20 protein-coding genes and 1 tRNA gene are annotated in these 19918 nt (G+C 58.8%); 6 read left to right on the top strand and 15 right to left on the bottom strand.

The genetic code is table 11. The annotated features are described in order from the left end of the window. Positions 1-58 precede the first annotated feature (58 nt). Entirely contained in the window at positions 59-691 is a 633-nt protein-coding gene (locus CRD13_RS05545; protein WP_070652812.1) for a trypsin-like serine protease, read from the bottom strand. Positions 692-1515: 824 nt separating this feature from the next. Between CRD13_RS05545 and CRD13_RS05540 the strand changes: the two genes are divergently transcribed. The 5 genes from CRD13_RS05540 to CRD13_RS05520 all read left to right on the top strand — a co-directional run bounded on the left by CRD13_RS05540 (position 1516) and on the right by CRD13_RS05520 (position 4381). Continuing rightward, positions 1516-2043, top strand: a complete 528-nt coding sequence (locus CRD13_RS05540) for an Asp23/Gls24 family envelope stress response protein (RefSeq protein ID WP_070652813.1) — start codon at positions 1516-1518, stop codon at positions 2041-2043. A gap of 65 nt (positions 2044-2108) precedes the next feature. Then, positions 2109-2306 carry a hypothetical protein gene (locus tag CRD13_RS05535; protein ID WP_005511694.1) on the top strand — a complete coding sequence of 66 codons (198 nt, stop codon included), beginning with the start codon at positions 2109-2111 and terminating at the stop codon, positions 2304-2306. Next, positions 2303-3391 (top strand): Asp23/Gls24 family envelope stress response protein, encoded by a 1089-nt coding sequence (locus tag CRD13_RS05530; RefSeq protein ID WP_070652814.1) that lies wholly within the window; start codon positions 2303-2305, stop codon positions 3389-3391. The genes CRD13_RS05535 and CRD13_RS05530 overlap by 4 nt, the downstream gene beginning before the upstream one ends. Further along, the gene (locus tag CRD13_RS05525; protein ID WP_049181727.1) at positions 3378-3833 is read left to right on the top strand and encodes a hypothetical protein; all 456 of its coding nucleotides are present in this window, start codon (positions 3378-3380) and stop codon (positions 3831-3833) included. Before CRD13_RS05530 ends, CRD13_RS05525 begins: the two co-directional genes overlap by 14 nt. Beyond that, positions 3830-4381: an alkaline shock response membrane anchor protein AmaP gene (locus CRD13_RS05520; protein WP_016421906.1), complete on the top strand. Its 552-nt coding sequence runs from the start codon at positions 3830-3832 to the stop codon at positions 4379-4381. The genes CRD13_RS05525 and CRD13_RS05520 overlap by 4 nt, the downstream gene beginning before the upstream one ends. Before the next feature lie 65 nt (positions 4382-4446). Here the strand turns inward: CRD13_RS05520 and CRD13_RS05515 are convergent, their stop codons facing one another. The 4 genes from CRD13_RS05515 to CRD13_RS05500 all read right to left on the bottom strand — a co-directional run bounded on the left by CRD13_RS05515 (position 4447) and on the right by CRD13_RS05500 (position 8422). Then, on the bottom strand, positions 4447-5031 hold the full coding sequence (locus CRD13_RS05515; RefSeq protein ID WP_187401382.1) for an RNA polymerase sigma factor: 585 nt from the start codon (positions 5029-5031) through the stop codon (positions 4447-4449). A 102-nt stretch (positions 5032-5133) separates the two neighbouring features. Further along, positions 5134-6567 (bottom strand): ABC transporter permease, encoded by a 1434-nt coding sequence (locus tag CRD13_RS05510; protein WP_187401381.1) that lies wholly within the window; start codon positions 6565-6567, stop codon positions 5134-5136. Next, positions 6554-7291, bottom strand: coding sequence for an ABC transporter ATP-binding protein (locus tag CRD13_RS05505; protein ID WP_038627399.1), 738 nt, complete (start codon positions 7289-7291; stop codon positions 6554-6556). Before CRD13_RS05505 ends, CRD13_RS05510 begins: the two co-directional genes overlap by 14 nt. 9 nt (positions 7292-7300) lie before the next feature. Then, complete coding sequence (locus CRD13_RS05500; protein ID WP_187401380.1) at positions 7301-8422, bottom strand: hypothetical protein; 1122 nt, start codon at positions 8420-8422, stop codon at positions 7301-7303. 364 nt (positions 8423-8786) lie between these two features. Between CRD13_RS05500 and CRD13_RS05495 the strand changes: the two genes are divergently transcribed. Then, complete coding sequence (locus tag CRD13_RS05495) at positions 8787-10316, top strand: catalase (protein WP_187401379.1); 1530 nt, start codon at positions 8787-8789, stop codon at positions 10314-10316. A gap of 156 nt (positions 10317-10472) precedes the next feature. On the opposite strand, the gene CRD13_RS05490 is transcribed toward CRD13_RS05495, so the two are convergent. From CRD13_RS05490 to CRD13_RS05445, 10 genes are all read right to left on the bottom strand, one after another. Continuing rightward, on the bottom strand, positions 10473-10820 hold the full coding sequence (locus tag CRD13_RS05490) for a hypothetical protein (RefSeq protein WP_154844218.1): 348 nt from the start codon (positions 10818-10820) through the stop codon (positions 10473-10475). Positions 10821-10960: 140 nt separating this feature from the next. Next, positions 10961-11260, bottom strand: coding sequence for a hypothetical protein (locus CRD13_RS05485; protein WP_187401378.1), 300 nt, complete (start codon positions 11258-11260; stop codon positions 10961-10963). A gap of 588 nt (positions 11261-11848) precedes the next feature. Next, the gene (locus CRD13_RS05480) at positions 11849-12190 is read right to left on the bottom strand and encodes a monovalent cation/H(+) antiporter subunit G (RefSeq protein WP_016421914.1); all 342 of its coding nucleotides are present in this window, start codon (positions 12188-12190) and stop codon (positions 11849-11851) included. 24 nt (positions 12191-12214) lie between these two features. Continuing rightward, positions 12215-12505, bottom strand: coding sequence for a monovalent cation/H+ antiporter complex subunit F (locus tag CRD13_RS05475; RefSeq protein ID WP_005511667.1), 291 nt, complete (start codon positions 12503-12505; stop codon positions 12215-12217). After that, entirely contained in the window at positions 12502-12984 is a 483-nt protein-coding gene (locus CRD13_RS05470) for a Na+/H+ antiporter subunit E (protein WP_070856821.1), read from the bottom strand. The genes CRD13_RS05475 and CRD13_RS05470 overlap by 4 nt, the downstream gene beginning before the upstream one ends. Then, positions 12984-14525 carry a monovalent cation/H+ antiporter subunit D family protein gene (locus tag CRD13_RS05465; RefSeq protein ID WP_255467797.1) on the bottom strand — a complete coding sequence of 514 codons (1542 nt, stop codon included), beginning with the start codon at positions 14523-14525 and terminating at the stop codon, positions 12984-12986. Before CRD13_RS05465 ends, CRD13_RS05470 begins: the two co-directional genes overlap by 1 nt. Positions 14526-14536: 11 nt before the next feature. Continuing rightward, positions 14537-15019: a sodium:proton antiporter gene (locus tag CRD13_RS05460; protein ID WP_147719227.1), complete on the bottom strand. Its 483-nt coding sequence runs from the start codon at positions 15017-15019 to the stop codon at positions 14537-14539. Continuing rightward, complete coding sequence (locus CRD13_RS05455; RefSeq protein ID WP_370549637.1) at positions 15016-17922, bottom strand: DUF4040 family protein; 2907 nt, start codon at positions 17920-17922, stop codon at positions 15016-15018. Before CRD13_RS05455 ends, CRD13_RS05460 begins: the two co-directional genes overlap by 4 nt. A 780-nt stretch (positions 17923-18702) precedes the next feature. Continuing rightward, positions 18703-18779: transfer RNA gene (locus tag CRD13_RS05450), tRNA-Pro, on the bottom strand. A 171-nt stretch (positions 18780-18950) separates the two neighbouring features. Beyond that, positions 18951-19886, bottom strand: coding sequence for a metallophosphoesterase (locus tag CRD13_RS05445; protein WP_187401375.1), 936 nt, complete (start codon positions 19884-19886; stop codon positions 18951-18953). Positions 19887-19918 lie beyond the last annotated feature (32 nt).

Below are 19918 nucleotides of genomic sequence, written 5' to 3'. Positions count from 1 at the left end.
CAAAAAGAATTAGGCTCGCTTCCCACCTACTAGGAAGCCCTACATCACCAAAGCCCTCTTACCAGGGTGAGTTCGCGGTGATGTAAGAGCCAAGCTGTTGTCCGTTCCCATCGATGATGTTCCAGGTAGTCGATACAACCCCGACGGCGCCTTTTTCCGGTACCCATACTGGGCCACCGGAATCGCCGCGTTGAGCGTGCACATTTTGAACCTGTAGAGCACTGTCCTCGGTTTGGTATGCCTCTCGGTCAGCGGCTAAACCGCAGGTCACTTTCCCCGTAGTGTTTCCGTAAATGCAGACTGTCTCACCAGTTTGAACATCTGTCGGGGATATTATGGAGTCACCCGAATACGAATTCTCACCGGCAGTAGCGGGGTCATCAAGCGAAACAACTCCGATATCGTTTCCCGTATCTAGTGAATGGTCATAGGTGGGAGACGGTTGGAATACTCCAATTTTCTGGAAGGTCCCATCCGTCACTGTGTCTCCTTCTTGTCCACAATGACCTGCTGTGTAGATCTGAGAGTTGGTTTTGTCGACGTAGCCAGCTGTGCAGACACTGGCTTGTGGCCCATTAGCGTGAACGATAACAACTGGATCACCTTGGTTGATGGTGGCAGCGTAGGCCGGTAGTCCGGTTGTAGCCGTGATAACGGCAGTGACAGTGAAAATCCATGAAGGTCTATTCATGGGGAAATCTGCTCCTCAGTGAGTTGGTCGGTGGCGGCCCAAAAACTGGTTCTGGCGTTTCCAGGCCGCACATTGAAAAGCATTTCCTCTGGTTGATTTCCTAGAGGGCGAATACGAACGCGCATGGTAAGCGTCCAATCATCCTAAAGATGCCGAAAAACAAAGCTAATCTCGTCGAAAAAGATGGAACTTATGCGTGCCGGGCAGTTTATATACCCGTTTCGTATCGCGAATATAAGGAAATGTATAAAACTATCAGTTAAGGCAGAACCTACGCTCAACTGAGCAATCATGTGCGATAGTGCTCCAAAAATGGGGTGGCAAAAAGGGCAACGCCTATCGGGGGGGGAGCGGGTCTAAACAGCTGCACTAACCAGCAGCAGAGGTGCCGCTGGCACTGTCGCCGTCGTCAAGCGCGGCAACCAAATCGTGGCGCGCACGAGTTCCAATCAGGGGCGGTACTGATCCACCGTCGAAATATGGAATAGTGCCGCAAATTGCACCTTGTTATACAAAGTTGTTGGATTTGTTAGCATTCTGCAGGCAAGTGGGGGCCGCTCGTAACATCAGAACCGTGAATGGCAGGTAAAAACTGCCGTCACGCAGGAGTAATCCAAAAATACAAAAATACCCGGAAGGCTGTGGACAAAAACAAATCAAATCTGCGATCCGGTTTTCTAAGAATTTTTTATAACGAAAGCCGTACTAGACGGACTCTCGCACAGCCATGTGCCCAGCTCGCACTGCAGGTTGCCTGCGGCAGTTATAGCATCGGCGTTGTCCAGACATTTCGTCTACATCACTGAGAACAGGAACGGCATATCATGGCTGACAACGCAAAGAACACTGCTAAGAACACCCCGGCAACTCAGGCTGGCCCGGACTCCGCGAATAAGGGAACCGGCCACGGCCACACTTCTATCGACGACAGCGTCGTCTCCAAGATTGCAGGCATCGCTACCCGCGAGGTCTCCGGTGTTTACGACCTTGGTGGCGGCATGGATCGCTTCGCTGGCTCCGTCCGTGAGTTTGTCTCCGGCGGTAGCGCCAACGTATCCCAGGGAATTGCTGTTGAGGTCGGCGAGCGCCAGGCTGCTGTCGACGTCACCATCATTGCTGAGTACGGCGTTGCCATCCATGAGCTGGCTGAGGCTATCCGCCAGAACATCATTAGCTCCGTTGAGCGTATGACCGGACTCGAGGTCACTGAAGTCAATGTCGATGTTTCCGATGTTCACACCGACTACCAGACCCCGCAGGAGCGCGAAGAAGAGGCCGCTAAGCAGCGCGAAGAGCAGCGCAAGGCCATCGCGGCTGCTAACGAGTCCAAGGAGCAGCCACGCGTTCAGTAGTTAACAACTATTGCGCGTCGAAGCCGGGCAGGATGGGCAGGTAAGCCCGTAAAAAGGGGAATTTCATGTTCGATAATTACACAAAGACCTTCGCGACGATTGCCGTTGTCCTGTGCTTCGCCGCAATGATTGGTGGTTTTACGGGCTTTCTTGCGGTTATTGCCTTCGGAGGTCTGGCCGGTGCAGCCGGTGCGGTACTCGATGGCAAAATCGACGCGCCCGAGCTCAACCGTAAGTTCAACCGAGGAGGCCGCCGACGGTGACTATCCACGTTCCAGCAACGCGTGGCACCACCGTCGTAAGCGAAAAGGCAATCCGCCGCATCGTAGAGATGGCCGTGCGCGCGGTTCCCGGCACCCTCGACCAATCCCGTGTGCTAGGGCGCGACTATCCAATTGTCTCAATCGACAGTGAGATTGCCCCTAGTTCTGCCACTACAAACGTCGTTAGTGCAGTTCGAGTCGCAGTTCGCGCCGTTGCATCATGGCCGGCGCCGACAGCGGAAATTGCGGTGCGCATTCGTTCCAGCGTTGCCACCTGGCTCGCTGATATGGCCGGTCTTGAAAATGTCACCGTCGATGTTGACATCGACAGCGTCGAACCCGGGCACGTGCGTGTCACCCGACAGGACTTAGCGTACTTTTCAGATCACCCGCAGTTGACACCTGTCCGGGTGAACCAGCAGGTAGTGACCGCTCCGCAGGTGCGGCGGGTCCCAGAAGTGCAGTCCATCGCCGTGCCGACGCCGCAGCCAGTGCGCAGTATTTCAGTACCGCAGCCACAGTCAGTGCGTAGCATTCCATCGGTGACACCGCAGCCGGTACGCAGCATTACTCCGCCGCGTCCGGAACGAGTACGCAGTGTCCCAGCACCTGCTCCACAATCGGTGCGCTTCATCACGCCGCCGAAGCCACAACCAGCTGTGGCTATTAAGGCACCAAAGCCGCAACCGGCCCGTCGCATTGTTACGCCGCCGCCGCTGCCAGTGGTTCGCACCTCGGCACCGAAGCCGAAACAGGTGCGTCGCACACCAATTCCACGGCCCATACAGCTGCGAAAGGTCACAGCGCCAAAGCCGTCGTCCTTGGTACAGGTGAGCGTGCCCCGGCAGCCAAATCTGCGTCCAGTACGCGTGCCGTCGCCACGCACAATTAATGTCAAGGCGCCAAGACCAGCGCTACTGCGTCCGGTTAACGTGCCGCGTCCAACTCGGCTGAAACAAGTTCGCGCACCGCGAAAGGAGCAGCTGCGCCCGGTATCCGTGCCGCAACCACGCACCGTGGCGGTAAGCATTCCAGAGCCACGTCCACTGAAAAAGATTGAGGTGACACCCTATGACGCCGACTGAGACGGCTTCGGCCGCGATGGTCTCGGACGAGTCGGTCGAAACTCGCCAGGGACGTGACCCGCGTCAATCGCCAAAGGTCCGCGGGCTAGGAGTTTTCGCTGGTCTGTTGATAATCGCAGTGGCCGTAGTTGCAGGTAGAGAAGCAATTATCAGTGCCAATGGCTCGGGTGGCACCTCATGGTTACAGCCGGTATTCGACTGGTTCAGCAACCCACTGGACTCAGCCGCGTCGTGGGTGCTGCTTCTCGTCGGAATCCTAGCTGCAATCTATGGGCTGGGACAGCTCATCGCAGTGTTTCTTCCTGCCCCGCGTCGGTATGTACGCGTCGATGACGATGGCAACCTGCCAGTGTGGATGCACAAGTCTGACTACCAAGAACTCCACAATGGCACGGCACTTGCTTCCGGAGTTCGCGGCGAATACGAAGGTGATGACAAGTGAAAACATCAGTAAGCGTATTCGACCGAATTGTGCTGTTTCTTTTCTCAGCACTGCTACTGCTGGTAGCAACATGGGCAATTGCGAGCTACTTCGACGTCGCCCCCGCACAGTGGCTTCATGACTCCGGACGGATGGACTCCTGGGGAAAAATACCTGAGCAAAGCTGGTATGTTCCCGTCCTCGGTGTGGTCACAGCGGTTCTAGCGGTCGTCGGCTGTATCTTGGTGGTCGCTAATCTGCGCTCGCACCGGTTCAGCACCGTCGCCGCAGCGGAATCACAAGAAAAACTGGGAGAGATCTCGCTGCCGGTCGCCGACGTTGCCGATGCGGTGTGCACCGATCTAGAGCGCAACGCACACATTAATCAGGCGGATTCGCGGGTCTACCGCGATAATGGAATTCCTACCTTGGAAGTGACTGTGGCAATGTCGCCGCACGCGAGCCTCCCCGCTGTTGTAGCTGCCCTGAAAAACGCGGAGCGTGATATGCGGGATGCCATCGGGCATGCTGATATCGCCTCGACTTACAAAATCGAGCTGGACCGTTAGTCAGCTAGTCAGCTTCGCGGGGAGACAACCTAGATCGGCCAGCTGGGTGCGCTGGCCGGAGGGAGCTAAACAGCAGCAGAGTCGCCGGTGGCACTATCGCCGTCGTCAAGCGCGGCAACCAAATCCCGGCGCGCACGAGCGACACGGGAGCGAATGGTTCCCACACGACACCCTGCGATTTCCGCGGCCTCTGCGTAGGAGTACCCCAGCACCTGCGTCAGAATGAGTGCCTCGCGGCGTTCCTCCGGCAGCTGCTCCAGCAGCACGCGGGCATCAGCGAGCTCCGACCACGACTCGTCAGTCGTAAACTGCTCGGCAGCGTTTTCCACTTCCACCGCAGACTTCTTCGGCCGCGCCGAATCATGGCGAACCGAATCCACCCACACACGCCGGGCCAGCGACAATAGCCACGTGCGGGCAGAAGAACGCGCCGCAAAACGGGGGAGCGCCCCCATCACACGCAGATACGTCTCCTGCGTTAAATCATCCGCGGCATCGACGCCACCCAGGTGTGCGACCAGACGCCACACGTCCTTCTGGGTCAGCCGTACGAACTCCGTCAGCGCAGCCTGATCACCGCGACCGGCTTTCAGCGCCAGCTGCGTGATGTATTCGTCATTAGAGACGAGGCGTGCGGGAGTCATGGACATAGCTTAGCAACTTAAAACCTAAAGATAATTCGCCTGGCTGCACGTGGCCTCACCTGCAAAAAGCAGGCGGCGACGCAGCCAGGCGAACTAGGGGCTGAAGTGTTAGAAGCGGATGGCGTCGATGGGCTTGACGCGGACTGCGATGGTGGCCGGGATAATACCCGCCAGCGCGCCCACGAATGTCGCGACCAACACGCCGATTACCGCGGCCGTGACGGGGTAGGCCACGGCACCGGTCTCCAGCGGCAACGCCAGCATCTTATCCAGCGGCAGCTGCTTGACCGTGATGATCGAGGCAATCACGCCAACCACGCCCGCCACCGTCGTGGCGACAATCGACTCCAGGAACACAGAGATAAAAATCCGGCCTGCCGACGCGCCCATTGCGCGACGAATACCAATCTCACGGACACGGTGGCCGATGGTGACAATCGAGACTGTGAGCAGCCCCAACGCGCCAAGCGCGATCACGATGCCGCCGATAATGCCCAGCGCCGTAGTGATGGTGTTATTCATCTCCTGGGAAATCTCCGTGTCCTTCTCCGACAGGGAGGTATTCACCTTCCAGCTGGGGCCGAGCTCCGCCTGGAAAATATTGTGCAGCGCCTTCTGGTTTTCCTTCGCGGACTCCTCAGGCGTTGCGACGAGAAGTTGCGGCTCACCCACCGGCCCCTCGTAGCTGGCATTGAGGAAAGAATCGTAGTGCGTGACAATGCTCGGGGCGTCCCACGATCCGAGGGACTTATACACTCCCACCACGGTGAAAGTGGTGTTGCCGGTTTCCTTCAAGGTGAAGGTTGGATGGTCGGCTAGTGCTGGGTTTCCCAGGCTTTCGTAGAATTGGTCGTTGACCACCACGGGGTTCATCAAGCGCTGGCCATCGGCATCTTCAAGGCGACGTCCCTGCACGATGGTGCGGGCGTAGATATCGAACCAGCCCGGGTCAGCGGCGATCAGCTCGGGGGTGCCTGGCGAAAAACACTCGTAATCATCCGGTGCGCAGTCATCCATATTGTGCTCAGGTGTGGCTGGCTGCATGCGAACTCGCGACCACAAGTTGGCATGGGTGGTCTCTACCAGGCGATGCGTGGCAGCGGAAAAAGCGTCGTTGATGGACCCGTCCGGATTGATGACGCTCAAATCGTCCGGTCCGTTTCCGCCGACGCCCGCGCCGCCGAAGCTGCCGAAGCTATCGGCCATTGTGCCGGCGCTGCTGTCACCGCCGAAGCCGCCATCGCCGAAGTCTCCACTATCCTCAGAACCGGAACTACCCGCTCCGGCAGTCAACGTGACCGTGCCGGCGATACCCGTGCTCTGCGCGGTTACCGCATCCTGAGAGCTGGTGAGAATATTGCCAAGCGCAATGACTGTGGTCATCGCCCACACTGCGGCGGCCACACTGACCAGCGACAGCATGATGCGGCCACGGTTAATGCGCAGCTCATGCCACGCTTCCAGCAGAGCGCCGAGATAAGGCGTTGCTGCATAGAGGAAGGAAGGCCGTGACTTCGATTCTGTTTCTTTATTCGTCGTCATCAGCAACCTCCTCGAAGCCGTGCATAGCGTTGGCGGCAGATAGCAGGACGGAGTCGGCGTGCAACTGACCGTCGCGAAGCTCAAGTGCCCGATCGCCGCGCTCGGCGACCTCTAAATCGTGCGTAATCACAATCAGCGCAGCATTGTTTTCCGTGGCGACTTCTTCGAGCAGATCCATGACGATCTTGCCGGTGTCGACGTCGAGCGCACCAGTGGGCTCATCGGCAAGAATGAGCTGCGGTTGGCGCACGAGCGCACGGGCAATCGCCACACGCTGCTGTTCACCACCGGAAAGCTGCGAGGGCGTGGCCTCTAGACGATCGCCCAGACCGACGCGCTCCAGCATCGCGGCGGCGAGCTCGGTGCGATTCCAGAACTTCTCGCCCCGGTCGTACATCAGCGGAACCTCAACGTTTTCCAGCGTGGTGCGGGAAGGGAAGAGGTTGAACTGCTGGAAGACAAATCCTAAATTATCGCCCCGGAGCGCAGCGCGTTTCCTATCCGACAAGGTGGAAATATCAGTGCCGTCGAACGTGTACGTGCCAGAATCCGGCAAATCGAGCATGCCAATGATGTTCAGCAGCGTTGACTTACCCGAACCGGACTGGCCGACAATGCTGAGGTGCTCACCGCGTGGCACTTCGAGGTCGATGCCTTTCAAAATAGGCAGCTCCTCGCCGTTGGGCAGCGTCACTGTTCGAGTGACTGCGGTCAAACTAAGCATGGCGCGGGCCTACTTTTCAGAGCCAGCGTCATCGCCGGACTCATCGAAGCCAGTGTCACTGCCATCACCAGCACCGGTGCCAGTGCCGTCGCCGCTGCCGTCGCCAGCGAACTCGTTCTTGTAGGAAGGCACGTACTCCAAAACCTGCTGGCCTTCCTTAAGGCCGCGTTTAATCTCAATGAAAGTGCCATCATTGGCGCCCAGCTCGACCTTGATCTTGGTGGGCTTGCCGCCATCCTTAGCCGGCGCGTAGACAACACCTTCGCGGAAGCGTCCCTCCACGGCGGTCACTGGCAGTGCTGGAACCTCCGAGGTCGTGCCGCTGCCAAGAATCAGCGTTGCGGGAACACCTTCGTAGACGGTCTGATCTGCGGGAATATCGCAGCGCAGCTGTGGGCCGCCCGAGGAATTACCGGCAGCGGCGGCACCCATGCCAGCGCCGTCTCCGGCACCAGCGCCAGCGCCAGCGCCTTGCGAGCCCGCGCCACTTCCCGTGACCGTCTTCACCGAATCACACAAAAACGGTGCCGGGCCATCGGTGATAGCGAGGCGGCCATTGTTAATCGAGTCTCCCAGCGTGTACAGCTGGCTCGGCTTGATAGGTGCTACGGCGTGGAAGCTATTCGGCGAAATGGTGCCAATTTCCTGGCCAATCTCGACCGTCTGGCCAATGACGATATCCCACTGCACAGTGCCAGAAGCCTTAGCGGTGATGTTTCCCCAGGTTACGGTGGTTTCGGGCGCAGTGGCTGCGGCGCTTTCATCATCGGAATCCGCGCCGCCGGAGGTGCTGGCAGTCTCGGACACCGAGGTCTTCTTCACCTGGAGCAGGTTTTGCCCCTCTACGGCGTTGCCACCGCTGTTGACAAAGGCGTCAGTGATTTCACCAGACGCGTTGGCGCGAATCACGGTGGGCTCGTCCGGGACGATGGTGGCAGACAGCTTCTGCGTGTTATTGATTCGCTGAGGGGATAGCTCCGTGGTGGGTTGGGAGAAATCACCGGTTGCTTGCGCAAAGTCCTCGTCGTTAGCGGGGAAGAATGCGATCTTGAGAAGCGCAATGGTCGCCAGCAACGCCAGCGTGTACTTGAAGATTGTGAGCGCTTTTGCGCCCCTCCCTTGTTTTTTCATGTCTGCAGAAGTATCCGATCAAAATCCAAATTGACAGCGTGGTACGCGAAAAATCCTACCCTCAACCCACGCGGGCAGTGGTAGTGCTGGCTATACCTTTTATTCACTGCTGATAGGTATTGCTTGAAAGCGCAGTAAGTGCTTTTCGACGGTCATTGTGTGTGGTTTTCGTGGAGGAAAATTCTGCCCTTTTTGAGACCGATTGTTTGTCGCTGATACAGCGAACCTAATCGGACTAATAATTAAGGCCTCATATCAATCACGGACAACTAATAGGAACAATATGAAACTTCGTGTAGGGTGGAAAACGTCAGGGCATGTTGTGACTGTTATCTAGCCCTTGTCTTTAGGAGGAAACGCCCCCATGTCGAATCTCTATGAAGGCTCCAATGGTCCGACCACTCGTCTCAACGGTGCGCCGGTTCCTACAGAGCAGCACTCGCAAACCAATGGCCTACAGGGAGGTATTAACCTCCACGACGTCCACCTGCTGGAAAAACTCGCGCACTTCAACCGTGAGCGCATTCCGGAGCGCGTTGTTCACGCTAAGGGCGCAGGTGCTTTCGGTGAGCTGACCGTCACCGAGGATGTCTCCAAGTACACCAAGGCTGCCGTCTTCCAGCCGAACACTGTCACTCCGATGCTGGCGCGATTCTCCACTGTCGCTGGTGAGCAGGGCTCCCCGGATGGTTGGCGTGACGTGCGTGGCTTTTCGCTGAAGTTCTATACCGAAGAGGGCAACCTCGACATCGTGGGCAACAACACTCCAGTGTTCTTCATCCGCGATGGCATTAAGTTCCCGGATTTCATCCACTCTCAGAAGCGCCTGCCGGATACGGGCCTGCGCGATGCCAATATGCAGTGGGATTTCTGGACTGCCTCTCCGGAGTCCGCTCACCAGGTCACGTACTTGATGGGTGACCGTGGTATTCCGAAGGACTTCCGTCATATGGACGGCTTCGGTTCCCACACCTACCAGTGGATTAATGCTGAAGGTGAGCGTTTCTGGGTTAAGTACCACTTTAAGACTCGCCAGGGCTGGGACTTCCTGACGGATGATGAGGCCGCTGAGCTGGTAGGCGAAAACACCGAGCACGCTCGCCAGGATCTCTTCGAGGCGATTGAGCGCGGCGACTACCCAACCTGGGATGTCAAGGTGCAGATTATGCCTTACGACGAGGCCGCCAGCTACAAGGTGAACCCGTTCGACCTGACCAAGACCTGGTCGCAGAAGGACTACCCGCTGATTCCGGTCGGTCACTTCACCCTGAACCGCAATCCGGGCAATTTCTTCGCCGAGATTGAGCAGGCCGCATTCGCGCCGTCGAATACCGTGCCGGGTGTTGGCTTCTCCCCGGATAAGATGCTGCTGGCTCGTGTGTTCTCCTACGCTGATGCGCACCGCTACCGTCTTGGTGTCAACCATGACCAGCTGCCGGTGAACCAGCCGCGCTGCCCAGTGAATTCCTTCTCGCAGGATGGCTATGGCACCTACCACTACGCGGACCCGAACCTGCCGGTTCATGGCTCCAACGCCGCCGGACGCGGCCCGGAGGCCGATACCGCGGCTGAGGCCAAGGCCGCTGGCTGCCCAGTGCACTCCGGTCACGCGGGGCAGGTTGACGCTGGCACCTTTGGCCAGTGGGAAAGCGTGGGCGAAGAGTTCTACGCCGGCGCCTACGTGCAGCACCCTGAGGATGATGACTTCTCGCAGGCAGGCGACCTTGTTCGCAACGTGATGGACGATGCCGAGCGCGATCGCTTGGCAGACAACATCGTCGGTGCCATGCAGGGCGTTTCCCCAGAGGTGGAGCAGCGTGTCTACCAGTACTGGACCAACGTTGATTCCTGGCTCGGTGCTGAGGTGGAAAAGCGCTTCAAGGCAACGAAGTAAGTACAAAAAGCGTTAGCCCTGCAGGTGGTTTGACCATCTGCAGGGCTAACGCTTATTTAAAACTTCTGTCTGTGCATGACAGCCACGGGCTTGGTGGTTGCCTGCACGCCGACCCGGTTTGGGGCGGCTAAGGAACAACCCTAAGTGTGAGCTGTTTTAGACCCCGATGCCCGGCAGGCTCGGGGAGCCGTTGAAAAGCGACTTCGGAGCAGCTGCAGCCTCGTCAGCCTCTTCGGCGGACTCGGCAGCTTCTTCGCCCTTTGCGAGTGACTCGTCGGCGCTGTCAGCCTCGACACCGCTGACGTGAGTGGAGTTGTCATTCGTGGTGGACTGGTCGTTCGTGATGTTGATGTCCATGAAGTCGCGGCCGAACGGAGCGTTCCAGTCACCGGTTTCCAGGAGGGTCAGATCACCATCGATGGTCGGGTTAATCTCGAAGGTGACGTTGACGGTCGGGCCGGAAGGCATTGCTTCCAGAACCTCAACGATAGGAGTGACGTCCATTTTTGGTGTTCCTTTTAGACAGTAACGAAATGAAGAATATCGGTTTTAACTGAACAATAAACCGCAGTCTTTATTAGAGACTGGCGGTTTATTGTGTCAAGGATTGGCGGAGCTATTGTCCTGCCGTGCAGCCCGGGAGCTTACTTGCCGATGCCAGAAATGGTCGGGTTCAGGAAGTCGAAGTCCTTGGACTGGTCGACCTCAGTGTGCGGGTTCAGGAAGTCGGAAACCTCCTTGTCGTGGGAGTCGTGGGTGGAGTAGTCGTCGTTGGAGGTGATGTCCAGGAAGTCGTTACCGAACGGCAGGTTCAGGTCGCCACCAACGTTTGCGAAGTTGATGTCGTTGCCAGCCAGCTGCTCGAAAGCCGGCAGCGGGCTCTCGACGGTGACGGCCGGAAGGGCTTCGAGGATGGTTGCGATATCTTCTGCAGAGCAGGACATGAGAAAATCCTTAGGTTCTCGGGGGTAAAGATTTTGAGTCGCTCTTGGCGAACTCACAGAAATTAAGTTAACCGATGGGGCAAGGGGCTGCAATGAAAAAATAAGTGCCTCGGTCCGCTTCCGGTCGGTTGTGTCCCCTGAAGCTCGCTCAAATTCGTCTAAAAATATTGGAAAGAGGGCGGTTTTGAGTCGATCGGGACGACCCCGGCCTCTGCCTGAATATCGGATGACAAAAGTGTTGTTTTCCTAATATTTACCGGGATTGCATTGATTGTTTTGTTCTTGGTGTCACAAAGGTGCAGGCAAACGGCGAATTCAACAAAAATGATAACCAAGGGTTCCCTAACTAAGGGAAACCAAAGTTTAGTTAACGGCAAAAACTGCCATTCAATTTAGGGGCATAAACGGGATTAACGAGCGACCCATATCCCATGAGAGGTACATCACATTGCGGGAGGCCAAAAGTGTGGGGAAACATACCCCCTTTTGGGTAGGGTGGGTGGCCCAAAGGGGGTCTTGGAGAGCACTGAGAGGCTGCTCTGAAACCGGCCGGAAGCGGCGTATGCGGGACGCTTCCCGTGCCGCTAGCTACCGCTCCGGCACGTAGTCCTCAGCGGAGCCATCACGGGCACCCAGCACCGCGCGTCCAAGTACCTCGGAGGCGACGGTGGCGACGACCAGGACGGCTACAATGGCCAGAATGGCGGTGAGGGTTTTGCCCCACGTCAGATCGCCCTGGTCGGCCTCTAGGACCAAGTTGGCAATCACCAGTGCGGGGATGCCCACCATGATTCCGGCGGAAAGCTGGTTCAACCGGCTCAGGGCATCTTTAGAGCGCCACATGGCCACGCCCGCCAGGAGCAGGTACAAAGATCCGCCAATGACCAGCACGGCAAACAATATAGTTACAAGAATTGAAGCGATACTCATATTGCGATTCGTCCTTAATCGGTCTTAGCGGCGGCCACGGGAAATAACTCGGGCCAGGCCCACGGTCGACAAAATGCCAAGCAGACCCGCCAGCATTGCAATATCGAAAGTGATGGCCGTAGTCCGCAGCATGGCAGTTGTGAGGAACACTCCCACCATGGGGTAGAAGGCAGCGTCGGAAAGCACTGCGCGTGAGACATTGCCCTTGACTCGGAAGATCAGCACCACGCCCACAAGCAGCGCCACTGAACATAGAGCAATGCCAATGCCGCTAATTACCTGTACTGCGGTGGGATCGATCAATGTGTCATTCATGAGCGTGCTCCTTTGTCTTCGCCTTTGGAGGCAATGCCATCCGGCAGCGGCAGACCATGGTCGACCTCAGCGGCAACGCCGACGACGGCATCCGGGTCAATGAACTTGTCCGCGTTGTACTCCTCGAAGACGAACGCCTTCGGGCGGGGGACATCGCGGAGGCTGGGAACGAGGTGCTCCTCCATGTCGTAGAGGGAGTCGTACAGCGCGTCCAGGTCGGCACCGAAGATTGCGTGGATGATGAACAACCGCCCCACATCGGTCTCACGGACACCGCAGACCAGCGTGCCAGGAGTCATGGTGATGGACTCGGCAAAGAGAGTGACCTCAAGGTCAGACGTCACACGCAGCGGCAGCCCAATGAGCACCGGCTGCTGCTTCTGGTGCGGGCGCAGCGTATCGCGCACCACGTCCGTCGCAGCCACAATAACCTGCCAGACCAGCCAGAGGGAATAGCGGATAACATGCAGGAACTTCATCAGTAAATACCTCCGATGGCGTTTTCGACCCCGCCGAGAGTGGCCTCGCGGTAGCCATCAATATTCAGCAGCGCATCAGCCGCACCGGTGGTCGCCCAAGTGACGGCGCCGACTGCGACAAACATTGCCACAGAAATAATTGCCAGCATGGCGGACGGCGCAACCAGCGCGCCCGGAACGCGAACGGAATCATCCACGCCCTGCATGGGGCGGCCCCAGAAGACCGCGCGCCACAGCCGAATCATGGCCAGCAGCGAGCCCAGCGAGGCCACGATGATTGCGGTGATTGCAATAATCGAACGGGCATCGCCAGTAGCAGCAGAGGCGAAGACAATGCCCACCTTGCCCCACACACCGGAAAATGGCGGGAAGCCAACAATGGAGAAGCTCATCGCTGCCATCACCCAAGCGACTGCTTGGTCGCGGCGGGCAAGCCCAGAAAGCCTGGAGAGCGTACCCGTACCGTAGGTCTCTTCCACCGCACCGGAGCCCAGAATGAGGGCACCGACAGTCACCATGTGGTGGATCGCGTAGAAAATACCCGCAGCCAGTGCCGCCTTGGCGCCGCCGCCGTCGTTAGCATCCGTGAACGCCAGCACAATCAGAATGAACGGCATACCCGTGACCATCTGGTAGGCGAGCACCTCACGCATGGTGTTCTCAGCGAGGCCAGCAAACGCGCCGACCAGCATCGAGATTGCCATGATGATAATGATCGGCCAGTGCCAGGAGGGGTTCATGCCCACAATCACGACGTAGATGCGGAACAGCATGTACACAGCAACCTTCGTATGCACCGCAGAGAACAGCGCCATCACCGCAGGGCTTGTCGACGGGTACGTCCTCGGCAACCACGTGTGCGCCGGAACCAAACCAGCCTTCACACACAGTGCGATGATGACAATGCCGAGCGCGACCACACCCGTGCCGCCAGGGCCGCCCTTGCTGGCCATGTCGGCCAGCATTGCGATGTTCACATTGCCCGCCGAGCCGTAGATCAGCGCGACACCAATCAGCAACACCGTGGAGGTCAAGAGGTTGACCAGCACGAAGTTACGGCCAGCAGCCAGGCGGTGCCAGGTACCGGTGACCGCAATTAGGCCGTAGGAGGGGAGCAGCATGACCTCCATGAACACGAAGAAGTTGAACAAATCGGCAGTCAGGAAAGCACCCGACATACCGGACAACATCATCAGTGTCAGGGAGGGGAAGAACCGCGAAGTGTTTTCGCCCGCGACGTGGGCGAACCAGTTACCGATGGCAACCACAGCCGCGGCCACACCCAGCATCAGCATGGAGAACGTGTCCGCCAAGAAAGGAATCGAGATACCACCGGGGAACGCGCCCACACCGTGGCCGACCGGGCCGTTGTCAGCGACGTAGAACATCACCCAAAACGCAGCCAGCGACGACAGTGCCGGAACGGCGATGCCCATCGTCGCGCGCATCCACAGCTTCGGCAGAATGGCTGCGACCGCCGACAGAATCAGCGGCAGTGCCGCAAACAGCGGCAGTAGCGAAGACAGAGTTGAAGGGGACATTGCAGAGGCTTCTACCATTTCTCGTCACCGCCGTATGGGGTCTCGCGCGGGAACTTATCCGGAGCCGGAGTGACTCCCGGGGTGCCGGTGACCGTGGAGTCCGAGTCAGCCGGAATGTGCTTACCTGCACGACGACCAGCCGTCGACAGCTGTCGCATAGCCTCGCGGTCCTCATGGATACGAGTGTCGTCATCGCGGCCCAAACCAGACAGAGCCAGCATGAACGCGGTGACGGCCATGGTAATCACGATGGCCGTCAGCACGAATGCCTGCGGCAGCGGGTCAGCCATCTGCTCGGCAGCGCCAGCGCCCGCAGTGGTCTCGTTGCCCAGCAGCGGTTCGCCGCGCCAGGCGCCGACACCCGTGGACAAAATAATCAGGTTGGCGGCATGGGAAATCAGAGTCATGCCGATGATGGTGCGCAGCATGCCGCGCTGTAGCACCAGGTACGTGCCACCGCCTGCGAGGACGGCAGCCATGATGGCGATAATCACTTCTTAGCCTCCTCAACGGTGGCATGAGCTGGGGCGGGGGCGGAGGCGCTCTCCGCTTCTGAGGCGAACACGCCCATCTCCGGCGGCACCCGCAAGCTCGAGCGGTCTGAGTAGAGATCCTGCATCACATCGTCCGACCCGGTCACACCAGGACGGTTCGGGCCGCCCAGGAGATTCAGCGCGGTTGCCACAATGCCGATGACGGCCAGGTACACGCCGACGTCGAAAAGCAATGCCGTGGTGAGGTGCTGCCCCAGGAACTCGCCGTAAAGCGGTGCCAAGAACGACCCCTTGGCGAATCCGACGAAGCCCGTGCCGATAGCCGTGATGACACCCGCAGCACTGAGCGCCACCGGGATCTTCTTGCCGAAGACCAGCTCGTCGCGGTCCTTGGACAGGTAAATCAGCATGACGGCAGCGGCACCAATCAGCGCCGCGTTGAAGCCGCCGCCCGGAGCGGTACCGCCGCGGTAGAGAACCACAGCGGACAGGGCGAACAGAAGCGGAGCCAACCAGCGGACCAGCCAGCGCATCATGATGGAGTTCAGAGCGGGCTCCGCAAGCGGGGAAGGCTGATCGAGCAGGTGCGGGAAGCGAGGCATCGACGTGACAACCGCCGCCATCGCGACACCCGCCATACCGAGAACCGCCAGCTCACCCATCGTATCGAAAGCACGGAACTCAACCAGGATCACGTTGACAATGTTGGTCTCGCCCGTGACCTTCTCAGTGTTATCGATGTACCACTGCGCGACCTCAGGCATCTGACGACGGCCAGTGAGGAACCACACCGCGCCGAACGTAGCCAAGCCCACGGCAACTGCCACAACCGCCGCCGAGGCACGGCGGTTCTTCGAGGTCTCAGAGAACGCACGCGGCTGGAAGCGCAGCACCAGCATCATCAGCACGACAGTCAGGATTTCCACCATGAACTGCGTCAATGCCACATCCGGTGCGCCCAGCAGGAGAATCTGCAGCGTGACACCAACACCGGTGACGCCGAGCAGCACAGCCGCCTGCAAACGGTTCTTCGCCCGAAGCGTGGCCCACACGCCAATCACGACAACAACCAGCGGAATCAGATCGGTCAGGTGATCGATGCCGTCGATCTTCGGCAGCACCGGAGCGCCCCCGACACCCGGAGCGATTGCAATAACCAGGGCGTACACCGCGAGCAAACCAAGCAGCGGCAACAGGTGACGCGATGGCTGATGCGAACGCGCCACCTTGCCCATCGCGCGCCCCACACGCTGCGAGACGCTCAGCGACGCGTTGATTGCCTCCACACCAGTGAACGGGAAGAGCTTGCGGTCTGCCATGACGGCGCCTACGCGGGCACGAGTGAAGATGAAGCCCACGCCGACAGCCAGCACAACCACAGAGATGATCAGCGGCACATTCACGCCGTGCCACAGGCTCAAGTGCGATTCCTGAGTCGTGCCAGCCGGAAGCTGACCGACCGTATCGGCCACGCGGTCCAGCGGGCGGTTCAAAATAGCGCCGGCAGCGAAGGCGGCTGGAAGGCTAAGCACGCCAGGGATGGCAGCCGGGAGCCACAGCGAAATTGGAGCCTCAGTGATGTGGTCCACGTTGCGCGGACCATCCACAAATGCACCGAACACCAAACGTGCCGAGTACGCGAAAGTACCAATCGCACCAATCGCCGCCACCGTCAGCAGAATGACGACACCGGTGTTGCTGAGCGGCGCACCTTCGAATGCGGTCAGCATGCCTTCCTTCGACATGAAGCCGAAGAACGGCGGAATTGCCGCCATCGATGCCGCACCGAAAATCATCGAGCCAAAGCTCCACGGCATCTGCTTCCACAGCGGACCGAGGCGACGAATATCGCGCGTGCCTGCCTGGTGATCAACCACACCAGCCATCATGAACAGCGAAGACTTAAACATCGCGTGCGCAATGGTGTGCACAACCGCAGCCATAATCGCGAACTTCGTGCCCACACCAATCGTGGCGACAATCCAACCCAACTGCGAGACCGTCGAGTACGCAATCAGCTTCTTCAGGTCAGTCTGCTGCAGCGCAAAGTAGGCCGTGGCAACAGCCGTCCACATACCCATGACGATCAGCAGCAACTGCCACACGCGCACGTCCGCGAAGACCGTGGAAAAACGCATCAGCAGGTAAACGCCTGCCTTGACGACGGCCGCAGCGTGCAAGAAAGCCGAGACGGGAGTTGCCGCCGCCATGGCCTCTGGAAGCCAGGCGTGGAAGGGGAACTGAGCTGCCTTCGTGAAAGCGCCCAGGGCCACCAGCGCGGCAATGAGGCTGCGCGCTGCCGGGTTGGCCTCCCACTCAGGCGAAGCCAAAACCTCGGTGAGATTCGTGGAACCGGTTAGCCACACCGCACCGCCGAGGGCGGCCAGAAGCAGCAGGCCACCGGTGAAGGTCAGCAGGAGTGTGCGCAACGAGCCCAGCTCGCCCGACGAGCCCGACCTCGCAATGAGCAGGAACGACGCCATCGAGACCAGTTCCCACCCGATGAAGAGGAGCATGATGTCGTCGGCAAGCACGAGGAGCAAAACCGCCAGCATGAACGCCGTCATCAGGACGTAGAAGCTCATCGCGGATTTCTTCGGCGGCAAATACGCGGTGGAGTAGATGAAGACTATCGAGCCCACCAACAGCGCCAAGAAGCTGAACACCATGGAGAGGGGATCGAGCTTCAGCGCAAACGCCGCGTTCAGTTCCGGGGACCAGACGCGGGACCAGGTGAAGGTGGTGCCGTCGAGAATATCGCCCGTTACACGCGAAAGCTGGACCACCGACGCGAGAAAAAACGCGACGATGGGCCAGCCTGCGTGACGACCAAGGAGCTTCACAAACAGCGGGGTCAGCGCCAGGGCAACCGCGACCAACAGCGGGACCGAAAGGAGGGTCAGGCTGTTGGTGGAGGTTTGGGCAGCTTGGGCTGCTTGAGCTGCTTGGGTGGCTTGGACTGCTTGAGCTGCGAGCGTTGTTGCGTGCTCGGCGGAGCTGCTTGCTTGGGCGGTAATCGTTGCCGGGGCAGAAAGAACGGAATCTAAAGAATTCAATGTTGCCGATACGCCGCCGGACGCAAACTCAGAGGCCAATGTCTGGTCTGGTGGTGCGGTCGCCGACGGCGGACTGGCTGTAAAGGAGCTGGCTGATGCCAGAGCTGTTGCCAGGTGCGTCACTTGGGGGCTACTTTCACATTGCTGTTAAAAAGGTTCGTACTTCTACAGACTAACAGCCACGAAATTGCTCCACGCGGGGTGAAAGGGGCATTTGGGGGAGCGGGGAAAGGCTCTGCGGATCCAGTAGTGAAAATACATAGGTACGAGTGATGGACGGGGTGTCGAACCGAGTTACTGACTGCGTTTATGACAGGTGGTGTTGGATTGATGCGAGTTACTGACTGCGTTTATGACAAAAATGGCCCGAAAAATGGCTTGAAAGTGTCATAAACTCAGACAGTTTCACATTTGCAGCCCCTGAGTTTTCGGGTTGACAGTTTTGCCACGTAACCCCGTAACCCCGGGCTGTGGTGCTGCCGCGGTTGGGGTCTGACTAGTCGCTATCTTGAGAGTCAGACACGCTCTTTGGCTATCAACCCTGAACGGCGGCGAAAAGTAGGCCCAGAAGCCAATGACAAAACCCTCCCTCACTTGGATAACTCCAGGTGAGAGAGGGTTTCTACTTGGTCGGGGTAGCGGGATTTGAACCCACGGCCTCTTCGTCCCGAACGAAGCGCGCTACCAAGCTGCGCCATACCCCGAGGCCACAGACACAAACTGGGAACATACGTCTCAGTGCTGTGCTTGCGAGGACTTACTTTAGCCCGACGCTGAGTCAGAATGCAAAACGCCTGCTTAACGGGCTGTGGGGACAAGCCGCGGTCTCCGCCGCGCCCTTACAAACTACGAACTGCACCCCGACGGACTACGAACTACGAATCCCGCTCCACAACCTCAATCAAGGTCGCGGATGGGCGGCAGAACAAGCGCACCGGAGCGTAAGGGGAAGTGCCAAGGCCATTGGAGACATGCAGCCACGTCTTCTCGGTCCAGCGCGACAGCCCCGAGGCCCGCGAGCGGTCGATACCGCAGTTGGTCACAATGGCCTTCCCTCCGGGCAGACAGACCTGGCCACCGTGTGTGTGACCAGAAAGCACCAGTTCGTAGCCGTCTTCCGCAAAAGCATCCAACACGTGGGGCTCTGGCGAGTGCGACAGGCCGATAGCGATGTCGGCATCCGCATTCGGGGCGCCGGCAATCTGCGAATAGTCCTCCAACTCGTGATGAGGGTCATCCACACCGGACAGCGCCACCTTCACGTCACCCGCCACAAACTCCAGCCGGGCATGGGTGGCATCCTGCCAACCGTGTTCGATAAACGCAGCGCGCATGCCGCGCCACGGCAGTTCGACGCGTGAGGGCTTGCGCTTCTTGCCTGTCAGGTACTTCAGCGGATTGACAGGCCGCGGCGCGAAGTAGTCATTCGTGCCAAACACGAATGCGCCCGGACGGTTCAGCAGGGGACCGAGCGCTGCGAGGACACTGGGAACGGCCTTATCACTGCCCAGGTTGTCGCCGGTATTAATCACCAGGTCAGGGTTCAGAGCATCGAGGCTGGCAACCCACTTCTGCTTCAACTTCTGGTCGGGGAGCATGTGGAAGTCGGAGACATGCAGAATCCGGAAAGGCTCACCCTCGCGCTTTCCCACCCGGGCGAGCGTGCCGGGTGCCAGCACGGGAACTTGCACACGGTGGAGTTTAAATGCGCGCAATTCGATTTGGTTCGCGTAGAGGAACGTCGTCAAGCCAAGCGTGGCGAGAGCTGCGGCAGACCGCAGAATTCGGTTGGAAAAAGCGCGCGATGTCATGACAGAGACACTATCAACTACAGCGGTAATCT

The organism is Corynebacterium sp. LK26 (genome assembly GCF_014335085.1).
Classification (GTDB): Bacteria; Actinomycetota; Actinomycetes; order Mycobacteriales; family Mycobacteriaceae; genus Corynebacterium; species Corynebacterium jeikeium_D.
Note: the sequence above shows the minus strand (reverse complement) of the source record. Positions and strands in the feature narration are given on the sequence as shown.